We start from the raw sequence: 19,365 nt of genomic DNA, 5'->3' as shown, positions 1-19,365 counted from the left end.
TCTGCTCTGCCCTGGCGATGCTGCTCGCCGCGCTGGCGGTGTGCCAGGCGTGCGTGACCGGCAACAGCGCCGCCTCGGGCGCCGCTTCCATGACGACTGTGTCCGCCACAACGATGCTTGCGGACAGCACGACTCACCATGGCCCGGAAGTCGCCCACCCGGCCGACTGTCCTTCCGATGACGAGTGCTGCGACGCAGCCACCGACGGCGTACGAGCCGTGCTAGCCACGCCGACCCAGCCCTTGCCGGCGGTTCTGCCCCGCATGCCGCATCTCCCCCGGCGGCCGGACACCGCTCCGGGCTCCGTTCCACCCGCGCCGACCGCACGCGCTCCCGATCTCCACGTCCTCCAGGTGCAACGGACCTAGACGGACGTCGCGCCGTGCGCTCCCGCGCACGGTCTCACGTCCGCCCATCCACCCTGCACCGACCGCCACACGGCGGGGACGAGGAACACACCGTCATGAGCAAGACCAACAAGAAGGCGACCGCCGCCGCGCGACGGGCCAAGATAGAGGAGGCGCGCCGGGCCGAGCGGGCCCGCGACCGCCGCAACAGGATCATCACCATCGCACTCAGCGCGATCATCGTCGGCGGCCTGATCGGCTGGGGCGGGTACGCCCTCAACAGCGCCAACGAGAAGGAGGAGCAGCAGTCCGCCGCGGCCAAGCAGCCTGTACGCGGTGAGAAGACCTGGGACGCGAAGAAGCTCGGCCGTAACCACGTCCAAGGCACCGTCGACTACCCGATGAACCCTCCGGTCGGTGGCGACCACAACCAGGCCTGGATGACCTGCGACCGTACCGTGTACTCCAAGCCCATAGCCAAGGAGAACGCCGTCCACTCGCTGGAGCACGGCGCGGTCTGGGTCACGTACAACGACAAGGCCACCGAGACGGACATCAAGACGCTGAGCGACAAGGTCTCCGAGACGCCCTACACCCTGATGAGCCCGGTCAACGATCAGTCCGGAACGATCACGCTGTCGGCCTGGGGCAGCCAGCTCACCGTGGAGAAGGCGTCCGACCCCAGGGTCCAGCAGTTCTTCACGAAGTACGTCCAGGGCGCGCAGACCCCCGAGCCGGGTGCCGCCTGCACAGGCGGGCTGACCGCCTGATGAAGGACAGGCCGTGACGGCAACGGAACAAGCCGTCGGCGGAGGGCTCAGGAGAGTGCCGTAACCGGGCCAACGACTGTCCCTAAGCACAACCCCAAGTCCATGACCAGGGGACTTGGGGTTGCAAGCCTGATCAACGGACCCCGCCGCGCCCTCCGCTGCCGCGGTACGCACGAAGGCGCGGCTGCCGCAGCCGTAACCCGCTGCACTGTGGCACGTGAGATCACTCGCCGCCTACTGGTAGGAGTAGCCCAGAGCGGTGATGTCCTTGACGTCATCGGTGGTGAGCCCGCCGGCCGTCGGCGTCCACCACGGGTCCAGCCCGGCGTCGGTGCCGGTCACGTTCGGCATGCCGCTGTGCGTCAACTGCCACTGATCCCAGATGCGGTCCGCGTTGGCGTGCAGCAGGAAGAAGATCGGGTCTTCCGATGAGGTCATGGGACTGCCCAGCGTTCCACCGCACCAGTTGTGGACGTTGTTGTGGGCCGCGATTTCCAGGCCGGGATTCACGACGCCGCCCATCACCCTCCCGAACGTGAAAGCCGTGTAGGTGGGGCGGGCCAGGAGGCCGTCGATAGTGGCCTGCGTAGGAAGGGCGGCCTCCGGGTCTTCGGACCCGGGAGTCGGCCGATTGACTGTAGAGGGCTGCCAAACCCAGTCGGGACGGTTGTGATCGTTGGCGTAGTCCCAGTACGGGAGCGTGATCTGGGGGTCGACCGTACGAAGCAGGTCCTCGAACTTGAGCCCGTAGGCGCGATGCCAGGGCAGGAACCGCTGCGTGGCAGAGGGCGGCGCCCCGCCCATGGTGTGATGCCGGTGGCTCATATCCTGGTGGGTCGCCACGAGCTGCTTGTACTCAGGCTTGTCGTGAGCCTGGCGCAGCGCACGGTTGAACTGCTCCCTCTCGTCCTCGCTCAGCTGCCGGTGGTCCTTCCGCACCCTCTGTGACGCACGGACCAACGTGGTCACCAGGGAGCGGAGATCTTCCATCGTCACGGGCGCGGGCGACGCCGAGAGGGCGGTCGCGGTCGGCAGGGCTTCGCCGAGGCCGACGGGGGCGACGTGAGCTGCAGGACCGGGTGCAGACGGTACGGGAGAGAGCGCAACGAGTCCCGCGGGTGCGGCGTTCATCATCCGCCCCAGACGCAGGCCGATCTCCTCGCTGTCGACGAGCTGAGCCGGCGCCCATTCAGAGGCGATTCGCTGGGCGTCTTCAGCGGTGGGGAAACGATTTTGCGCCACGTCGTGAGGATGCATTCGTTGCTCACTCCTTACTGCCGGTCGCCCATACCTTGTCGGTTGGGCCGCTTGTCCCACTGTGGGAGGCCGACCGAAGGGAGGCGACCTGAGCAGACCGAAAGGAGGAGTCGCAGCAGGTCGGCTGTCCTCCCGGGGGCGCGTGCTTGACTCGTCCGGGGCGCTCGACCGGTGGATTAGGCGGCAACAGGCAGCGACCGCACGGATCGTCAGACCGCCAGTGCGGTGCAAGCTATACAGCGGCGGCGTAGGCGAGGCCGAGCACCACCAGCGACATCTACGGCAATGCAAGCGTATCCGCGCACGGATGCAGCGGGCTCTTCACACATCACAGATTCCGGGCGGAATCCCACAACCGCGTACGGAAGGCAGGGAACGGTGTGGCCGACGGGCGCGGGTGCACCGTCGCCACACCGTTCTGTCGACGGGTCAGCTCTTGCCGAGGATCTTGTTCATCTCCTCGATCTCGGCGGTCTGAGCCTTGATCACGTCATCAGCAAGCTTCTCGGCGGGACCGTACTTGCCCTTGGCCTTCTGCGTCTCGGCCATCTCGACGGCGCCCTCGTGGTGCTTGACCATCATCTCGAGGAACATCTTGTCGAACTCGGCGCCGGATGCCTTCTCCAGCTTGTCCATGTCCTCGCTGCTCATCATGCCGGGCATGTCGGACGACATGTCGCCCATGTCGTGGCCCTCCATGCCGGACATGTCCGCGGGGACCTCCTCGCCCCACGAGGTGAGCCAGCCGGACATCGTCTTGATCTCCGGGTCCTGCGCCCCCTTGATCTTCGTGGCGAGGTCCTTGACCTCCTGCGACGAGGCCCGGTCGGCGGCCAGGTCGGCCATCTGGACGGCCTGACGGTGGTGCTGGATCATCTCCTTGGCGAAGGAGACGTCCTGCTCGTTGTGGTCGCCGGTCTTGACGGAGGCGGTCGCGGAAGGGCTGGAGTCGGAGTTCATCGACCCCATGTCGTGACCACCGCCGTTGCCGCCGCAGGCGGCCAGGACGAGCGCGGCCGCACCGGCGGTGACGGCGAGTGCGGTACGACGGATGAGCTTGCGGTGTGCAGTCATGCCTGAGCTCCTGGATTTCAAGTCTGGTGAAGGACGTGCCAGAGCACCTCGCCGCATCCGCATGGACACGCGGCGACGCACGGGCCGCTCTATATCCGAAGGAGCTGGAGCTCGGAGAGTGAGGGTGGGGCGCGACCACCGTCGGGACCGCTGCCGGCCGGAGACGTACGCGCATGCACCGACGCTGCGCAGGTCACCACATCGGGCAGCAGCACCGGCGCCACCACAGGAGTTCCGGCAACAGATGCCGAGGCACACGTCGGGTCGGCATGATCCGTGTGGCCCGTACAGCCGCCTTCGCCGTGATCACATCCTTCAGGCATCGACGCCATGACATCCGTGTGCGCGACCACCGCCATCCGATCGTATCCGGACGAGGCAGCGGCGGCGCCGGGTACCGGCCCGAGACCGTGCATGCCGAGCAGGCCCAGCAGCAGAGCGAACACGAGCAGCCCGAAGGACCGCACCATCGAGTGCGGTCGCATGAACTGTCCGAGGCGGGTCACGGCCTCATCCTATGCATGGATCATGAGCGGCGTGCATCCCGGTTACCACCGGAGTAGACACGGAACACGATACCCGCCCAGGGTATGACAACGCCGAGGGGAGAGAGCCGGGCCCGACCTACTGACCACCGGATGCCACGTGACCGGCATGACCTGCAGCCACTGCGAGAAAGCCGTGAAGCAGGAAGTCACGGCACCCGAAACCGTCGTCGACGTCCAGGTCGACGTCCCTACCGGCCGTGTGACCGTGACATTCACCCCCCACTCGACGATTCCCAGGTACGTGAGGCGATCGACGAGGCGGGCTACGAACTCACCAGGCGAGCGTGATGCCCACCTTCGCACCGAAGGCCTGCCCGAACGGCCGTCTACTATGGCATTGCGTATTCGGTGGCGAAGGGAAGTCAGGCCATGCGGCGGCTGGGAGATCTCGAAGCGGAGATCATGGATCGTCTCTGGACGTGGAAGCGTCCCGCGACGGTGCGCGAGATCGTCGATGACATCAATAAGACCCGCCCGATCGCGTACACCACGGTGATGACGGTCACCAACATCCTTTACACCAAGGGCTGGCTGCTGCGGGGCAAGCAGGGCCGGGCCTGGATGTACTCGCCGGTCCGCAGCCGTGAGGCGTACGCCGCCGCGCTCATGGAGGACGGTCTAGGAGAAAGCAAGGACCGCCCGGCCGCGCTGGTTCACTTCGTGGAGAACATGTCCCAGGAGGAGCAGGCAGCCCTGCGCAAGGCTCTGCGGAACGCGGGACGCCAGGCGAAGGCGGACTCTTGAACGCGGCGCCCGCCCTGGTCAGCTACACGGCAGCGGTGGGCTTCGCCGCCCCGCACCTGCTCCTGCGCGCCGCCTGGCCGCACCGGGCCCCGGCCCTAGCGGCAGCGGTGTGGCACGCCTTGGCGGTGTCATTCTCGTTCGGGGCTGCGCTCTCCGCGGCAAGTCTGGCCATGCCGGCCGAGCACCTGCACGCGGGCTTGGTGGGCCTGCTGCATGCCTGCGGGCTGGACGTGGGCGCGGGGCAGCCGGACGCGGAAACCGCAGGTCGGCTGGCGGTCGGCGTTCCGGCCGCCATCGGGATCGCCCTCGTGGCGAGCTTCGCCTTCCACGTCGTGCGGGCGCGTCGGGCGCGGAGCGAGCACCGGGAAGCCGTCGACCTGGTGGGCCGCCACTCGGCTCGCCTGTGCGCCACCGTCCTGCCCTACGACATCCCCGCCGCCTACTGCCTGCCGGGCCGTGACCCCCGGATCGTGATCAGCGACGCGGCCGTACGCCGGCTGACGCCCGAGCAACTGGGCGCCGTGCTGGTACACGAACAGGCCCACATCGCGGGCCGCCACCACCTGGTCCTCGCCGCCGTCGAGGCGTTCCACTCGATCTTCCGGTGGTTGCCGCTGGCCCGCCACGCCCGGGAGCAGACGGCCCTGCTCCTGGAGATGATCGCCGACGACCGTGCCCTGCGCAGCCACTCCCACGAGGTGCTGGCCACCGCGATGTACGAAATGGCCACGGCCCGCACTCCGAAGGGCGCCCTGGCGGCGGGCGGCCAGACCACCCTGATCCGCCTGAAGCGCGTCCTCGGCCCGCGCAGGACCACGCATCCCGCCCTGTGGGGCTCCGTGGCCGCCGCGGCCGCGACAGTGCCGCTGCTGCCGCTGCTGGTCGCCTGTCCGCCAGGTCTCTGACTGCTGCTGGTGAGACCGGTGTGACCGGACCTCACTTGCGATACACACTACGAAGCTACTAAGTTCTCACCTGCTCGATGAATGCGGCGCTGGGCGCGGGCCACGGCTCGCGCCCAGCGTCGTCGGATCCACGGGAGAGTGCCGAAGCTGACTGTTGTCGGCCGGACGGCCAGGACCCGTCGCTCGGTCCACAGACGTGCAGAGGAGTCAGCCCACGATGGGAACGCACCGTCGGCCGAAACCGCCCAGCCGCGCCCGAATAGCCACCCTCGGCATGGCGGCCGGCGCGGTCAGCCTCCTGCCGACGCAGAGCCAGGCGGCGCCCAAGCCCACGGTGGACGAGGTGCGCAAGCAGGTAGAGCTCCTGTACGAGGAGGCCGAGGGCCCCACCGAGGAGTACAACGGCGTCCGGGAGAAGCAGAAGAAGCTCCAGCGCGAGGTCGACGGCGCTCGGGACCGCCTGGCCCGCAAGCAGCAGGAGATCAACGAGCTGCGGGAACGCATCGGACCGTTGGCGGCGGAGCAGTACCGCAGCGGCGGTATCGACCCGAGCGTGCAGCTCTTCCTCTCCAGCGACCCGGACGACTATCTCGACAAGGCCGAAGCGCTCGGCCGTACCAGCGAGCGGCAGGCCGCCGCCCTGCGCGCGTTGCAGAGCAAGCAACGCGAACTCACACAGGAACGACAGGCCGCCGCAAAGCAGCTGGAGTCCCTGGCCGAGACGCGCGCGAAGGCCAAGGAGAAGAAGGACGAAGTCCAGGGCAAGCTCGCCGATGCCCGCAAGCTCCTCAACAGCCTGACCGCCGCCCAGCGCGCCAAAATGGAAGCCGATCAGAAGCGCGAGGACGCCGCTGCGGGGGCCAGCGACGCGCCCGCCACCTACAACGGCCCGGCGAGCGGCCGCTCCAAGGCCGCGATCGACTTCGCCTACGCGCAGCTCGGCAAGCCCTACGAGTGGGGCTCCACCGGACCCAACTCCTACGACTGCTCGGGCCTGACCGGCTCCGCCTGGCGCGCTGCGGGCGTCTCGCTGCCTCGCACCGTCAAGCAGCAGTACGATGCCGGCCGCAAGGTGGCCAGGTCTGATCTGCAGCCGGGTGACATCATCTACTGGTACAACGACAACCAGCACAACGGCATGTACGTCGGCAACGGCAAGGCCATCCACGCGCCGCGCACAGGCAAGAACGTGGAGATCGTCCCCTTGGACTCCATGCCGTTCTTCGCCGCCAGCAGGCCCTGAGCGCCACCACCTTGGAAGTTTCGTGAACTCACGCCCGGCCCTCCGCTCCCTGCTCGCCATCGCGGGCGCCTCGATCGCCCTTCCGATCCTCGTCGCCTGCGGGGGCGGGTCATCGGACACGGATGAGTCGTCCGCCGCGTCGACATCGTCGGAGGCGCTCTCCCACGTGCACGGGCTGGGCGTCGACCCGGCCGACGGACGCGTGTACGTCGCCACCCACAACGGCCTGTACACGGTCGCCAAGGGACAGAAGCCAGAGCTCGTCGGCGACCGCAAGGACGACTTCATGGGCTTCACCGTGACCGGCGAGAACACCTTCATCGCCAGCGGACATGGCGCCCCGGGCAGCGACCGTCCGGCCAATGTCGGACTGATCGAGACCAAGGACGCTGGTCGCACGTGGTCCACCCGGTCGCTGTCCGGGGAAGCCGACTTCCACTCCTTGGACTCGGCCAAGGGCACCGTCTACGGATACGAGGGCGGCCGCGTCCGGGTCAGCAGCGACCTGAAGAACTGGGACGACCGAGCGACACTGGAGGCCCTCGACCTCGCGGTGAGCCCGACCGGCGACAAGCTGCTGGCCACGACGGCAGAGGGCGTCGTCACCAGTGCCGACGGCGGCCGTACCTTCCGCAAGGACACCGGGAACGTCCAGGCGTTTGTGTCCTGGCCCGCGGAGAAGTCCCTGTTCGGCATCGACACGTCCGGGAAGCTGAGCAGCAGCGCGGACGGCGGCAAGAGTTGGAAGAACCTCGCGACCGTGCCAGGCGGACAGCCTCAGGCGCTGACCGCAGTCAGCGCCGACCGCGTCCTCGCGGCGACGATGGCGGGTGTGTACGAGTCGCGCGACGGAGGCAAGACCTTCTCCGAGCTGGCGCCCCTTGCTTCCTGACCGTAAGCAGCAGGTCGCTGATCACGGAGTGACCGGTCATTCACCGGAGCCGGGACTCTGCTCGGATGCCCCGAACATGGCATCGCCGTTGAGGTAGCGCCTGGGGGAAGTGCCGACGGTTCGCCGGAACGCGGCCAGGAAGGCGCTCGCTGTCGCGTACCCCACGGTGTGTGCGACGCGGGACACGGGCTGGCCCTCGGCGAGGAGAGACAGAGCTGCCCGCAGCCGCACATGAGTGCGCCAGCGATCGAAGTTCATGCCGGTGTCGTGGACGAACAGCCGTGTCAGGGTGCGTCGGCTCACTCCGACGACCCGTGCGTGCGCATCGAGGCCGCGCGGGTCCGCGGGGTCGGCGAGCAGTGTGTCGGCCACGGTGCGCAGGCGCTCGTCGACGGGATACGGCACGTCGATGGGCGTGGCGGGCAGCGGGCGCAGCAGGTCCATCACGACCGCCTCGGCCCGCAGACGGGCGTCATCGGCGAGGTCCGTACGGGCAAGGTAAGCGATCAGGTGGGCGAGCAGTCCGTCGACGCCGACCGGCGTGGGCACGGCCCAGTCCAGGCCGCAGCGGTCCGGTTCGAGATAGAGACTGCACATCACCGCGTCGCGGGTCGCACCGGTCCGGTGGACGACCCCTGCGGGCAACCACAGCGCCCGTGTGGGCGGCAGAACCCAGTACGCGTCGTCGACGGCGACACCGAGCACACCACGTCGAGTCCAGGCCAACTGGTGCTGCGGATGGCTGTGCGGCTCGAACCACTGCCCCGACGACAGCGGGAAGCTGCCAACGACGATTGCGCCTATCCCGGTTGGGGCAGCACATGCGAGGGCTTCATCCATGCATCCCAGCGTATGTCCTCAATGCGATACGACATGACCTCGTAGCGCATGGCGGCCAACCTGGCCGGTGCATAGCCTCGCTTCATGCCGATCACTCATCCGCGCCAAGGACGCCGCCATCGCCGTATCAACGCGCCGGGCAGGCTCACGACCAGGTACCCGGCATGACCTCCGCACCGGCCCAGGCCTTGGGCAGCAACCGCCGTCTCCCCGCGCTGATCGTGCTGTGCTTCGTGCAGTTCATGCTCGTCCTGGACGACACAGTCGTGAGCGTCGCGCTCCCCAGCATGCAGGGCGATCTCGGCTTCAGCACCGCGAGCCTGGCCTGGGTCGTCAACGCCTACTTCCTCGCCTTCGGCGGACTACTGCTGCTGTTCGGTCGCGCGGCTGATCTGCTGGGCCGCCGGAGGGTCTTCCTGGCCGGTGTCGCGCTGTTCGGTGCGGCAAGCCTGGTCTGCGGTCTCGCACAGGAACCCTGGCAGCTCGTGGCCGGACGATTCGTCCAGGGTGCGGGCGCGGCCATGGCCAGTCCCGCCGCGCTGGCACTGATCACACTCCTGTTCCCCGCCCCCGAGGAGCGCGCCAAGGCACTCGGCATCTGGGGCGGCATCGCGGGTCTGGGCGGCACGCTGGGCCTGGTGATCTCCGGTGCGCTGACCGGCCTCGCGTCCTGGCGCTGGATCTTCCTCATCAACCTGCCGGTGGCCGCTGTGGCTCTCGCCCTGCTCCCGCGCCTGGTCGCCGAGAGCAGGGCACTCCGCCAGGCACGCATGGACGCGCCTGGTGCAGTGCTGGGCACCGGCGCGCTCGTGTCCCTGGTCTACGGCCTCCTGCAAACCGGGGAGTCGGGCTGGGGCCATGCGGCCTCCGTCATGCCGCTGCTCCTGGCCGTCGTTCTCTCGGTCTCGTTCCTTGCCGTCGAGACACGTACCGCCGAGCCCCTCGTGCCGTTGGCGTTCCTGTCCGCACGGATCCGCGCCGTCGCCAACGGCACGACCTTGCTGTTCTCAGCCGCCTTCTACGCGATGGCGTTCCTGCTGATGCTGCACCTGCAGACCGTTCTGGACTACAGTCCGCTGACAGCCGGCGTCGCATACCTCCCTTACGGAGGCGGCATCCTCGCCGGCATGTGGCTCTCCTCCCGCGCGGTGCTCAGGCTCGGGGTACGCACGACCCTCGTCACAGGGTTTCTGATCAGCGCAGCCGGACTACTCCTGCTGTCCGGTGTGGCAGCCGGCGACAGCTACGCGTCCGGAGTGCTGCCCGGCATGCTCGTGACGAGTCTTGGCTGCGGACTGAGTCTGCCCGCCCTCGCGGTGGCCGCGCTCACGGGCACCACCGGGGAGAACGCCGGCCTCGGCTCGGCGGTCCTGAGCTCCGTGCAACAAGTCGGCGGCGCGGTGGGGCTGGCGGCGCTGGTCACCCTGGCGGCGCGCCGCAGCGACCACTTGGCCGACTCGGTAACCCCGGAGCGCGCGGCGACGGAAGGCTTCTCGTTTGCGCTCACCGTCGCAGCCGTCCTCCTGGTGCTGGGCGCCGGCCTCATCGCCGCTTTACTCGGGAAGAAACAGCACACGGGGCACGCGGTCGACGCTCGCGAAGCTCCGGCAGACCAGGGGTAGCGGGTCGTGCCAGGCGCGTTTCGCCTGTCCCGGTATCAGGAGGCCGTCAGACCTGCTGCTTGGTCGCCTCGGGCCGCGGGCTGCTGCTGAGCGCGCAGCTCATGCTGCTTGCGCCATCCGTAACGGGTCAGGCCTCTCGGCTTGTACACCGACAGCGTGACCGCCACGAGCAGTACCAGCAGGGCAGCGGCGGCGTCGGCCAGCAACTGGATCCTCATCCCGTTGAGGTCGCCGCCGGACAGGTTCGTCTTGGCTGCGGCATCGGCAACGTGACCGGCCACCTGCATGTGCACCAGTAGAAGAACGGTCGCAACGACGGTGATCGCGAGCTTGAACAGCACCCAGTAATGACGGAACAGGCCCCACGCCGTACCCAGCGCCTGGATGAGCCCGGTGAGCAGCGAGGCGAGGCTCAACGGGACCAGGACAAGCCAGCCGGTCAGTTCCATAGCGAGATAGGCCCCGCGCACCGTCTGGGCGTTCTGACTGGTCAGACCCGCAATCGCGAGGGCGAGGAAGACGACGACGGCGCCGAGCCAGCCGACCGATGAAGTGACGTGCATGGTCAGCGCGAACTTGCGGAGGCGAGGGTTCATGGTCATCGACGATCAGTGGTTACCCATGTTGCCGCCGAGCGTGTGCATGAGTACAACCGCCACGAGCAGAGCGGCACCGACGGCGATGGCGAACGCCTTCGCCCAGCGCGGCATGCCGGGGTGTGCCGCGGGATCGGGCCCGTGACCGGTGGCATAGGGGCGAGAAGGTGGCTCGACCATGTGCGTGTCCCTCATAGTGCGTGGATGTCGTGCGGTTCCGTACTCACACTTTACGAGACACACTGTCTACGATGTCAACCACTGTGTATCGAGATCGCCACCGCGTACACTGATGCGGTGCCCAAGCTGTGGAACGAGACGATCGATGCACACCGCCGCGCGGTGCGCGACGCGATTCTGAACACCACGGCGGAGTTGGCCGCCGAGCACGGAGTGCGGTCAGTGACGATGTCGCAGATCGCCGAGAAGGCCGGCATCGGCCGGGCCACGCTGTACAAGTACTTCTCCGACGTCGAGGCGATCCTGCTCGCCTGGCACGATCGCCAGATCACCGAACACCTGGGACAGCTGACGGAGGTCCGAGACCAGGCCGATGGTCCCGGCAGCCAACTTGAGGCGGTCCTGAGGGCGTTCGCTCACATCTCGCGCCAGTCCGGCGGGCACCACGGCACCGAACTCGGGGTGTTCCTTCACCGGGACGAGCGCGTCGTCCAAGCACAGCAGCAGCTCCACGGCATGATTCGGGACCTGCTGACCGAGGGTGCGCAGACCGGTATCTTCCGCGACGACGTCACACCCGACGAGCTGGCGACGTATTGCCTCCACGCCCTGACGGCTGCTGCCGCCCTGCCCTCCGAAGCGGCGGCTGACCGGCTCGTCACGGTGACCCTTTCCGGACTGCGGGACGGGCACTCCATGCCGGACGACCAGCGGCCGACGAGCCGACGCGAGCACCACGGTCGACACACGGGACACGCAGGTCACTGAGCTCGGTCGTTCTCACTGCCACCTGACACTGGTCGGGCAGAGGGTACGACTCGTCCGGATGCCCGCCGTCGGCGCGAGGGCGACGAGGGCACCGGGCAGCAGACCATCCCACGCCTGGTCGGCGTATGGGCAGTAGACGATTCGGCGGCCGTCGCGCTGCTCGGTGACCAGGCACAGGGTGCGGACTCCGGCGGCACCGTTGCGCTTCCCGGCTGGCTTCGGGCCCCACGGCGGCGTACAGCCTTGTCAGACGGGCGCCTGATCGGGGAGGCGCGCGCCTCCCGCGCCCCCGGGCTTCCGCTGACTCAGCAGAGCGAGACCCAGTACTAAATTGCTTAGAACTTCGCGGCTACTGTTGCCCCATGACCGATCCGCATGCCCCGGGGCTTCCCTCAGCGCCGTGCCAGATACCTCTGCATGGCACGGTGCAGGGTCTTGTTGACGGCACCCTCAAGCGCCAGCTCCCATTCACCGAGCGTCTCGACGACCTGGCCTCCCGTGCCGAGCTTCCAGCGCATCAGGCCGAACGACCGCTCCTGCGGATCCAGTACGTCGGGCACACCCCGCATGTCGTACACCTCGGCACCCAGCGCGTGCGCGTCCTTGAGCATCCGCCACTGCAGAGCGTTGCTCGGCCGCACCTCGCGGCGGTGGTCCGCGGACGCTCCGGTCTGGTACCAGGCCCGGCAGCTCGCCACGATCATGGTGTGCGCGGCGAGCACCTCCCCGTCGTGCCAGGCCAGGTACAGCCGCATGCGGCCGGGCTCTTCCGCGTTGAGCTGCTCGTACTGGCGCTGGAAGTACTCCAGCGAGCGTCCGAGCCGGAAGCCGTCGCGCTGCTCGGTGAGCTCCAGCAGCCGGTAGAACTCCGGCAGATGGTCGGCCGTACCGACACAAGGCTCGACGTCGGACTTCAACGCCTTCTTTACGTTGCGCTGCCACTCCTGGTTCAGGCCCGCCCACAGGTCCTCGAGGCTGCGGCCTGCGAGCGGCACCTCGAAGAGGTAGCGGGGCTGAGCGTCGCCGGGGTTTCCCTCCTCGCCGCAGCGCTGCCATCCGGCCGCCCGGAGCCGGTCCGCGACGGCCGCGCCTATCGGATCTACGAGGTCCGGCAGCACGTCGCCGACGCGTCGGCCAGGACCCACCGTCGCCTTGAGGGTCGCGGCACTCCAGCGTCGGTACGGCAGTGGCGGCCCCATCCGCACCGCGAAGGCGCCGGCCGTCCGGAGATGGTCCAGCAACGGCTGAAGCAGCTGCGGCAGCCGCGGGTCCGCCCAGTCCACGACCGGTCCTTCCGGCAGGTAGGCGAAGTACCGGCGCGTTCCGGGCAGTGGCCGGTACAGCACCTGGGCCGCGCCGCACTGGCGTCCCGAGCTGTCGAACCAGCCGAGCCGTTCCGCATTCCAGCCTGCCTTCACCGCGGCCCAGGACGGGTACTGCAGAAAGCTCACCTGTCCGGGGAGAGAGTCCAGATATCCCAGGTGCTGTTCGGGGGTCGTGGTCAGCACCTCGTGGCTGCGAGTGTGTGTGGCTTCGGACATCTGCGCCTCTGTCACGGCCATGTGGCAGGTCTCCTCGATCTGTTCCGTACCCCTCCGCCGGGAGGGCGGCGGGATGGCCCCGCTCGCTGCTTGCACGCCTGGCGGCCCCGGTCTGTGGCGGGGCATTTCGCTGAGTTGCTCGAACTACGGGGAGGACACACGGCGTGACGGCTCAGGAACAGGGGGAAGCCGCCACCGGTTCGGCTTTGAAGCCCCGTTCGGCGCCCCGGCTGCGCGGCGGGGCCGTGATGATGCTCGGCTCGCTGACGTCGCGGGCCACCGGATTCGTCCGCGGTGCGGTCGTGGTCGCCGCACTGGGTACAGCGCTGCTCGGGGACGCCTACAACGTCGCCAACACCGTGCCGAACATCGTCTACATCCTGCTGATCGGCGGGGCGCTGAACTCGGTGTTCGTGCCGGAGCTGGTGCGGGCGGCGAAGGAGCACGCGGATGGCGGGGTGGCGTACACGGACCGGCTGCTCACGCTCTGCCTGACCGCCCTTATCGCGATCACGGCTCTTGCTGTCCTCGCCGCGCCGTGGGTCGTCTCCGCGTACACCGACTACACGGGAGCCCAGCGCGACCTGACCGTCGCGCTCGCCCGTTACTGCCTTCCGCAGATCCTCTTCTACGGCGTGTTCACCGTGCTCGGCCAGATCCTCAACGCCCGCGACCGGTTCGGGGCAATGATGTGGACCCCGGTGTTCAACAACGTCACCGTCATCGCGGTGTTCGGGCTCTACCTGGGGGTCGCCCGTGCCGCAAGCACGGCGGACGAGGTCACGGACGGCCAGCTGCTCCTGCTCGGCCTGGGCAGTACGGCGGGCATCGCCGTCCAGGCCCTGGCGCTGCTGCCGTCATTGCGGGCGGCCGGGTTCCGGTGGCGGCCGCGGTTCGACTGGCGCGGGTCGGGACTCGGGCGGCCGGTGCGGGCCGCCGTGTGGACTCTGCTGCTGGTCCTGGTGAACCAGGTCGCGTACTGGGTGGTGACTCGGCTGTCCACGTCCGCCGGGGTGCGCGCCGTCGCCGAGGGCGTCAGGGAGGGCGTGGGCTATACCGCGTACAGCAGCGCCTATCAGCTGTGGGCGGTGCCGCAGGGCATCGTCACCGTCTCCCTGGTCACCGCGCTGCTGCCGCGGATGAGCCGGGCCGCCACCGACGGCGACCTGGCTCGGGTCGCCGCTGGCCTGTCCCGGACCCTGCGAACGACAGCGGTGGCGATCGTGCCCGCCGTCTTCCTCTTCCTGATGCTCGCGCCCCAACTCGCTGGTCTCGCCTACCAGTACGGGCAGGTGAGCGACGCCGATGCCCGGGCGATCGGCTGGGTGCTGGCGGCGTTCGCACCCGGGCTGGCGGCCTTTTCCGCTCAATACGTGCTCTCGCGTGGCTTCTACGCGCTCGGCGACACCCGCACGCCTTTCCTGCTGACCCTGGTCATCGCCGGCGTCAACGCGGGGCTGTCCGTGGCCTCGTACGTCGTACTGCCCGCGCGCTGGGCGGTCACCGGCATCGCGGCCGCGTACGCGGTCGCCTGTACGGCGGGCTTGTGCTGCACCGCGCTCGTGCTGCGCCGTAGGCTGGGCCGTCCCCTGGAGCGGGTCCTCGGCACGCACCTGCGCCTCGGACTCGCGTGCCTGCCGGGCGCCGCCCTGGCGTACGCGGTGAGCGACTGGTTCACGAAACGGCTGGGTGACGGTCTCGCGGGGGACGCGTCGGGCCTGGTGGTCGGCGCCGCCGTCATCGGCCTGTCCGTCGCGGTGTTGGCGTGCCCGCTGCGCATCCCCGAGGTCGGTGAGCTCGTTGCGCCACTGACTCGCCGTTTCGGACGGAACGGCCGTCACAGGAGGGGCCGATGACGAACAGCCAGGGCCAAGCGCCGGAACCCCGCACGGAGTTCGAGCGCTTCTATGCCCAGAGCGTGAAGCGGCTCGTCACCGTCGTATACGCCGTGACGGGCGACCTCGGCGAGGCGGAGGACGCGGTCCAGGAAGCGTACGCCAAGGCCTGGCCCCGGTGGGAGCAGTTGGTCGCACAAGGGGATCCGACGCCGTGGGTGCGTACAGTCGCCCTGCGTCTGGCGGTCAGCTCCTGGCGCAGGACCCGCAACCGGATCCGCGCCCACTTCAAGCACGGTCCACCACCCGACCTGCCCGGCCTCGCACCCGACCACGTCGCCCTGGTCGCCGCACTGCGGCACCTCAACCCCGAACAGCGGCGCGCGGTGGTGCTGCACCACCTCCTCGACCTCCCGGTGGAGGAGGTCGCCCGCGAGACCGGATCGACCAGCACGGCGGTACGCTCACGGCTCATGCGTGCCCGCCGCATCCTCAGCACCCATCTCACCGACTCGCCGGACACACCGACGACACGAGCAAGCCGTCCGGCGACCGCCGCACAGCCCCGGAAGGAGGTTTTCCCGCATGAGTGACGAGACCCGCCGCCCCCCGCAGGACGACCTCGGCACGTTGCTCCACGGCTACGCCGACGACGCCGAGCCTCTGATCGCCCTAAGCGGGGGTGTCGCGGACGTACACGAGCGGGTACGCCGTCACCGGACTCGCCGCCGACTGGCGGCCACCACGGCGGGCTGCGCCGCCCTGCTCTCGCTCGGCCTCTGGGGCCTTTCCTCTCTGCTCGGCGGCGCATCCGCCGACCGTCCCCCGCGGACCAGTCCCGGCCTGGTCTCGGCCGCCTCGATCCTGCCCTCCCCGAACAGCGACGGCCGCCACCCCCGTACGGATCTGCTGCCCCCCTCCGCCCTGCCCTGGAACGCCGCCTATCACTGGCGCACCACAGCCACAGGCGACGGTGTCACCACTCCCCTGCCCACCGGCGGGACAGGTGACTGCGCTCTGCGATGGTTCGACGGGACCGGTGCCGGATGGCAGATCACCCGCACGTATACAGGAGACAGCGGCACAGCCGCACAGCACCGCATCGTGGCGTACGCAGACAACTCCGCCGCCCAGCACGCCGCCGGACAGCTGGCCGCAGCCCTGCACAAGTGCGGCTGGCACGAGACCCGAAGTCTCCATGCACATGAACTCGACTCGGCGGCACCCTCGCTTCATGAATACGTCCTCACGCACGGGGTGCAAGCCCCACTGCGCGTGACGCTGGTCCAGTCCGACCACCGGGTCGCCGTCCTCGTACTCGCCACCCCGCAGGTCGACGATCAAGCCCACGCCGATCCGCGGACAGAAAGCTGCCCGGAGAAGACCGCGAACTCCGCACAGCCGCACAGCCCCTCGCCGTCGGCGACGAGGCACTGCTGAGCCACTCCCTGCAACGGCGACGACGGCAGCCGCGTTACCCCGGGTGCGCTGAAACTGACCGCACACCTGTCCGGACTGGCTATGATCACGCCGTGCTCACGGACCGGACAGCCACAGCCCCCTCGCGAGGCCGCAGGCGGGCTGCGCAGCTGACCCGTCTCGCGTGGCTCGCGGCGCTGCTGTTCGGCCTGCTGTTCACGCATGGACTGCACGGCGAGAGTGCCGCAGGGCACCTCGAAACGGGCATGACCGCGTCACTTCCCGTACACGCGGAGTCTTCCGCCGATCAGGATCACCCCCAGCACGACGGCGAGTCTGAGGAATCCGCGCACAGCTGCGCGCCGATGCAGCCGCACGACATGTTCCGCGTAGGCGCGCCGGGCGCATCGCCGTTGGAAGTGAGCCATCCTTGCGGCCGCTTGCCGCACTCCGGCATGCGTGCCGTCACGGATAGCCCGAACACGGGCTCTCCTCACGCGACATCCGTATTGCGCATATAGAACGGACCGGGCACGTCCCGCCTGCCGAGCCACTGTTCACCGGCGCCGTTGGGTTCCCTGGTGCCCCCGCGCGCCCTGGAAGAGCGACACGGCAACCCTTGCCGCTCGGCCACGGCCGAGCGTCTCGCGACTGATCCATGGCCCGACCTGCCCTGCCCGCGACTTCTCCTCTCCGGATCTTCGGAATCCTTCGAGCCGCCGAAAGGCCCTTCCTTGTCTATCGTCACCGACCGCCCCGCACGTTCCGCACATCAGCCGCACCCCGGAGGTGGCCGTGCCGCCGCCCGCCGTGGGCGCGGCCGCCGCCGCGCCCGCAAGCCGGCCCCGCTCGCGGGCCGCTACATCGGATACGTGCTGTACTTCGTCGGCGCGGGCCTCATCAGCGGCGCCGTGGTGCACCACCCACTGGATCCGGCCCGATACACGATGATCGCCGTAATCGGCGTCCTCGTCTTCCTGGTTGCGACGCTGGTCAACGAATTCCTGCTCGCCGCTGACCGCCCCACGCTGCCCCGCGCCATCCTCGTCATCGCCGCGTCGCTGCTGCTCTCGTTCGGCATCGGCATGCTCAGCGGCGGCTTGCAGCACTTCGAGGACTTCCCCGCCCGGGGCGCAGTGCTCGTCCCCCTGGGGATAGCCGTCTCCTTCATCGCCTTCGTACTCAGGGACCGCGAGTCCTCCTGGCGCCGCATCTTCGGCCCTCTGGGGCTGGCCGTCCTCCTCACCGCGACCGTCAGCTTCTTCGGCCTGCGCACGATCGCGGACGACCTGGCCGCAACATCTGGCGAGAGCGGGCACAGCCACGGCGGCGGCGCGGAGGAGGAAGCGGAGGAGCATGAGACCGGAGAGGAGCCTCCTGCGTCCTCCTCGGAGTCGGAAACACCGGAGACGACCGCCTCAACCGATGCGGAATCCGGTCACACCGGCGACGGACACAGCCACTGAGGCCTAAGCCCTCAGCTGGCACACCAACGCCGATACGCCGGACGGCATCACCACCGCCATCCGGGTTTGCACCAGATCTCAAGGATGACCAGAGCGGATCCCCCTCAGGGCCTTCGCTGTCAAGGTCATTGCGATGGTTCTGGCAGTGACCCGGATGGCGTTCCTGATCGCAGAGCTGACCTGGAGGGAGGAAACGCGCCATCGAGGATGCCTGGCGGCTGAGCCTCCGCCGTAGACGCTCCGGCGACGAGTGGGTCCATGACTTGCGCCACACCGTTCAACTTCCAGGATCTTGACCTGACCGCCAACTCCCGCCAGCAGCAAGTCGAGGGGCAATTCGGGCGTAACGGCGAAGAGCCTTGATTGCAGGCTCAGACACGGAGCCCGGAATGCCCGATATGGAATCAAGGAGGAGCGGTGAGTTGGCAATTCCGCGCCCTAGCTGGCAAGTGTGGTGCACCCACGTCGCTTGAAGATATGGAGGAGACCCTGATACCGGTTGTTCCCATGTCCCACACCGCTCACATATCAAGCCACAGGAAACCCCGCCGCAACACATCGAGAATGGCCGTGCGGGCCGGGGTCGCCAGTGGCGTCCTCAGCACGCTGGCAGTGGCTGGTGGGGCTGCCTCGGCAAACGCTGCTGAGCCGGCGACTCAGACGCTCGAACTGCCCACCCTCACAGCCGACCTGGCCGCACAGGTCGCGCGGTCTGCGGAGGCCACCCAGCAGGCCGCGGCCAACTACGAACTGCAGGCTGAGCGTGACGCAGCCGCCGCCAAGGCCGCCAAGCAGGCCCGGGCGGACCTCGCCCAGGCAAAGGCCGAAGCCGCGCGGAAGGCCGAGGCCGCACGCGAGGAGGCCGCCGCCTCGCGCTCCTCCGAGCGGACCACTTTGGCCTCGTCCGCCGACAGCGCGACAGCCCCGAGCACCTCCTCGTCCACGGCGGGTGGTTCGGCGGCGGCGGTCATCACCTTCGCCAAGGCACAGATCGGCGACGCCTACGTACTCGGCGCCACCGGCCCCAACTCCTGGGACTGCTCCAGCTTGCTCCAAGCCGCCTTCAAGCAGGCGGGCATCAGCCTGCCCAGGGTGTCGCAGGACCAGTCGACCGTGGGCACTCCGGTTTCGCTCAGCAATATCCAGCCGGGAGACATCCTCTACTGGGGCTCCGCCGGCAGCGCCTACCACACGGCGCTCTACGTCGGCGACGGCAAGTTCGTCGGAGCGCAGAATCCGTCGACGGGTATCGCCGAGAAGGACCTCGCCTGGGACCCGCCGACCGGGGCGGTACGCGTGCTCTGACCCGGTGGTGGCG

The 19,365-nt window shown here is 68.8% G+C and carries 20 protein-coding genes; 13 read left to right on the top strand and 7 right to left on the bottom strand.

Annotated features, from left to right (window positions below; genetic code table 11):
* Nucleotides 1–463 precede the first annotated feature (463 nt).
* Nucleotides 464–1,117 (top strand): DUF3105 domain-containing protein, encoded by a 654-nt coding sequence (locus ABZ386_RS41110; protein ID WP_355715988.1) that lies wholly within the window; start codon nucleotides 464–466, stop codon nucleotides 1,115–1,117.
* Nucleotides 1,118–1,351: 234 nt separating this feature from the next.
* Here the strand turns inward: ABZ386_RS41110 and ABZ386_RS41105 are convergent, their stop codons facing one another.
* The 3 genes from ABZ386_RS41105 to ABZ386_RS41095 form a co-directional block, all read right to left on the bottom strand.
* A complete protein-coding gene (locus ABZ386_RS41105) occupies nucleotides 1,352–2,374 on the bottom strand; it encodes a tyrosinase family protein (protein WP_355715985.1) in 1,023 nt (340 codons plus the stop codon).
* A 429-nt stretch (nucleotides 2,375–2,803) separates the two neighbouring features.
* Nucleotides 2,804–3,448, bottom strand: coding sequence for a DUF305 domain-containing protein (locus ABZ386_RS41100; protein ID WP_355715982.1), 645 nt, complete (start codon nucleotides 3,446–3,448; stop codon nucleotides 2,804–2,806).
* Nucleotides 3,449–3,537: 89 nt separating this feature from the next.
* Complete coding sequence (locus ABZ386_RS41095) at nucleotides 3,538–3,954, bottom strand: DUF6153 family protein (protein WP_355715980.1); 417 nt, start codon at nucleotides 3,952–3,954, stop codon at nucleotides 3,538–3,540.
* A 148-nt stretch (nucleotides 3,955–4,102) separates the two neighbouring features.
* Here ABZ386_RS41095 and ABZ386_RS41090 point away from each other — a divergent pair, with 148 nt between their 5' ends.
* The 5 genes from ABZ386_RS41090 (at nucleotide 4,103) to ABZ386_RS41070 (ending at nucleotide 7,780) form a co-directional block, all read left to right on the top strand.
* Nucleotides 4,103–4,492, top strand: a complete 390-nt coding sequence (locus ABZ386_RS41090) for a heavy-metal-associated domain-containing protein (protein WP_355715977.1) — start codon at nucleotides 4,103–4,105, stop codon at nucleotides 4,490–4,492.
* Entirely contained in the window at nucleotides 4,375–4,740 is a 366-nt protein-coding gene (locus ABZ386_RS41085; protein ID WP_355716009.1) for a BlaI/MecI/CopY family transcriptional regulator, read from the top strand. Before ABZ386_RS41090 ends, ABZ386_RS41085 begins: the two co-directional genes overlap by 118 nt.
* Nucleotides 4,737–5,645: a M56 family metallopeptidase gene (locus tag ABZ386_RS41080; protein WP_355715974.1), complete on the top strand. Its 909-nt coding sequence runs from the start codon at nucleotides 4,737–4,739 to the stop codon at nucleotides 5,643–5,645. The genes ABZ386_RS41085 and ABZ386_RS41080 overlap by 4 nt, the downstream gene beginning before the upstream one ends.
* Nucleotides 5,646–5,862: 217 nt before the next feature.
* Entirely contained in the window at nucleotides 5,863–6,888 is a 1,026-nt protein-coding gene (locus ABZ386_RS41075) for an NlpC/P60 family protein (protein ID WP_355715971.1), read from the top strand.
* Nucleotides 6,889–6,910: 22 nt separating this feature from the next.
* Complete coding sequence (locus tag ABZ386_RS41070; RefSeq protein WP_355715968.1) at nucleotides 6,911–7,780, top strand: F510_1955 family glycosylhydrolase; 870 nt, start codon at nucleotides 6,911–6,913, stop codon at nucleotides 7,778–7,780.
* Between the two features lie 36 nt (nucleotides 7,781–7,816).
* Here the strand turns inward: ABZ386_RS41070 and ABZ386_RS41065 are convergent, their stop codons facing one another.
* Nucleotides 7,817–8,620, bottom strand: coding sequence for a helix-turn-helix transcriptional regulator (locus ABZ386_RS41065; RefSeq protein WP_355715965.1), 804 nt, complete (start codon nucleotides 8,618–8,620; stop codon nucleotides 7,817–7,819).
* Between the two features lie 164 nt (nucleotides 8,621–8,784).
* Here ABZ386_RS41065 and ABZ386_RS41060 point away from each other — a divergent pair, with 164 nt between their 5' ends.
* Nucleotides 8,785–10,242: an MFS transporter gene (locus ABZ386_RS41060; RefSeq protein WP_355715962.1), complete on the top strand. Its 1,458-nt coding sequence runs from the start codon at nucleotides 8,785–8,787 to the stop codon at nucleotides 10,240–10,242.
* 35 nt (nucleotides 10,243–10,277) lie between these two features.
* Here ABZ386_RS41060 and ABZ386_RS41055 read toward each other — a convergent pair whose 3' ends face one another.
* The gene (locus ABZ386_RS41055; protein ID WP_356506328.1) at nucleotides 10,278–10,844 is read right to left on the bottom strand and encodes a hypothetical protein; all 567 of its coding nucleotides are present in this window, start codon (nucleotides 10,842–10,844) and stop codon (nucleotides 10,278–10,280) included.
* 6 nt (nucleotides 10,845–10,850) lie between these two features.
* Entirely contained in the window at nucleotides 10,851–11,018 is a 168-nt protein-coding gene (locus tag ABZ386_RS41050) for a hypothetical protein (RefSeq protein ID WP_356506329.1), read from the bottom strand.
* 117 nt (nucleotides 11,019–11,135) lie between these two features.
* Between ABZ386_RS41050 and ABZ386_RS41045 the strand changes: the two genes are divergently transcribed.
* Complete coding sequence (locus tag ABZ386_RS41045) at nucleotides 11,136–11,786, top strand: TetR/AcrR family transcriptional regulator (RefSeq protein ID WP_356506330.1); 651 nt, start codon at nucleotides 11,136–11,138, stop codon at nucleotides 11,784–11,786.
* A gap of 392 nt (nucleotides 11,787–12,178) precedes the next feature.
* Here ABZ386_RS41045 and ABZ386_RS41040 read toward each other — a convergent pair whose 3' ends face one another.
* Nucleotides 12,179–13,348 (bottom strand): peptidoglycan bridge formation glycyltransferase FemA/FemB family protein, encoded by a 1,170-nt coding sequence (locus ABZ386_RS41040; protein ID WP_355715950.1) that lies wholly within the window; start codon nucleotides 13,346–13,348, stop codon nucleotides 12,179–12,181.
* Between the two features lie 143 nt (nucleotides 13,349–13,491).
* On the opposite strand from ABZ386_RS41040, the gene murJ reads away from it, so the two are divergent.
* From murJ to ABZ386_RS41015, 5 genes are all read left to right on the top strand, one after another.
* Nucleotides 13,492–15,183 (top strand): murein biosynthesis integral membrane protein MurJ, encoded by a 1,692-nt coding sequence (murJ, locus tag ABZ386_RS41035; RefSeq protein WP_355715947.1) that lies wholly within the window; start codon nucleotides 13,492–13,494, stop codon nucleotides 15,181–15,183.
* Complete coding sequence (locus ABZ386_RS41030; protein ID WP_355715944.1) at nucleotides 15,180–15,755, top strand: SigE family RNA polymerase sigma factor; 576 nt, start codon at nucleotides 15,180–15,182, stop codon at nucleotides 15,753–15,755. The genes murJ and ABZ386_RS41030 overlap by 4 nt, the downstream gene beginning before the upstream one ends.
* The gene (locus ABZ386_RS41025; RefSeq protein WP_355715941.1) at nucleotides 15,748–16,602 is read left to right on the top strand and encodes a hypothetical protein; all 855 of its coding nucleotides are present in this window, start codon (nucleotides 15,748–15,750) and stop codon (nucleotides 16,600–16,602) included. The genes ABZ386_RS41030 and ABZ386_RS41025 overlap by 8 nt, the downstream gene beginning before the upstream one ends.
* 713 nt (nucleotides 16,603–17,315) lie before the next feature.
* Nucleotides 17,316–18,047, top strand: coding sequence for a hypothetical protein (locus ABZ386_RS41020; RefSeq protein ID WP_356506331.1), 732 nt, complete (start codon nucleotides 17,316–17,318; stop codon nucleotides 18,045–18,047).
* Between the two features lie 507 nt (nucleotides 18,048–18,554).
* Nucleotides 18,555–19,352, top strand: a complete 798-nt coding sequence (locus tag ABZ386_RS41015; RefSeq protein ID WP_355728308.1) for a C40 family peptidase — start codon at nucleotides 18,555–18,557, stop codon at nucleotides 19,350–19,352.
* Nucleotides 19,353–19,365: the final 13 nt, after the last annotated feature.

Source organism: Streptomyces sp. NPDC006140 (assembly GCF_040628815.1).
GTDB lineage: Bacteria > Actinomycetota > Actinomycetes > Streptomycetales > Streptomycetaceae > Streptomyces.
The sequence above is the reverse complement of the archived record's forward strand: the minus strand, read 5'-3'. Positions and strand labels throughout refer to the sequence as shown.

Coding starts and splice junctions, on each gene's coding strand:
- ABZ386_RS41090 (WP_355715977.1), top strand. CDS start 4,103: ATGACCTGCAGCCACTGCGAGAAAGCCGTGAAGCAGGAAGTCACGGCA.
- ABZ386_RS41075 (WP_355715971.1), top strand. CDS start 5,863: ATGGGAACGCACCGTCGGCCGAAACCGCCCAGCCGCGCCCGAATAGCC.
- ABZ386_RS41030 (WP_355715944.1), top strand. CDS start 15,180: ATGACGAACAGCCAGGGCCAAGCGCCGGAACCCCGCACGGAGTTCGAG.
- ABZ386_RS41060 (WP_355715962.1), top strand. CDS start 8,785: ATGACCTCCGCACCGGCCCAGGCCTTGGGCAGCAACCGCCGTCTCCCC.
- ABZ386_RS41065 (WP_355715965.1), bottom strand. CDS start 8,620: ATGGATGAAGCCCTCGCATGTGCTGCCCCAACCGGGATAGGCGCAATC.
- ABZ386_RS41110 (WP_355715988.1), top strand. CDS start 464: ATGAGCAAGACCAACAAGAAGGCGACCGCCGCCGCGCGACGGGCCAAG.
- ABZ386_RS41055 (WP_356506328.1), bottom strand. CDS start 10,844: ATGACCATGAACCCTCGCCTCCGCAAGTTCGCGCTGACCATGCACGTC.
- ABZ386_RS41025 (WP_355715941.1), top strand. CDS start 15,748: ATGAGTGACGAGACCCGCCGCCCCCCGCAGGACGACCTCGGCACGTTG.
- ABZ386_RS41050 (WP_356506329.1), bottom strand. CDS start 11,018: ATGGTCGAGCCACCTTCTCGCCCCTATGCCACCGGTCACGGGCCCGAT.
- ABZ386_RS41100 (WP_355715982.1), bottom strand. CDS start 3,448: ATGACTGCACACCGCAAGCTCATCCGTCGTACCGCACTCGCCGTCACC.
- ABZ386_RS41040 (WP_355715950.1), bottom strand. CDS start 13,348: ATGGCCGTGACAGAGGCGCAGATGTCCGAAGCCACACACACTCGCAGC.
- ABZ386_RS41105 (WP_355715985.1), bottom strand. CDS start 2,374: ATGCATCCTCACGACGTGGCGCAAAATCGTTTCCCCACCGCTGAAGAC.
- ABZ386_RS41015 (WP_355728308.1), top strand. CDS start 18,555: ATGTCCCACACCGCTCACATATCAAGCCACAGGAAACCCCGCCGCAAC.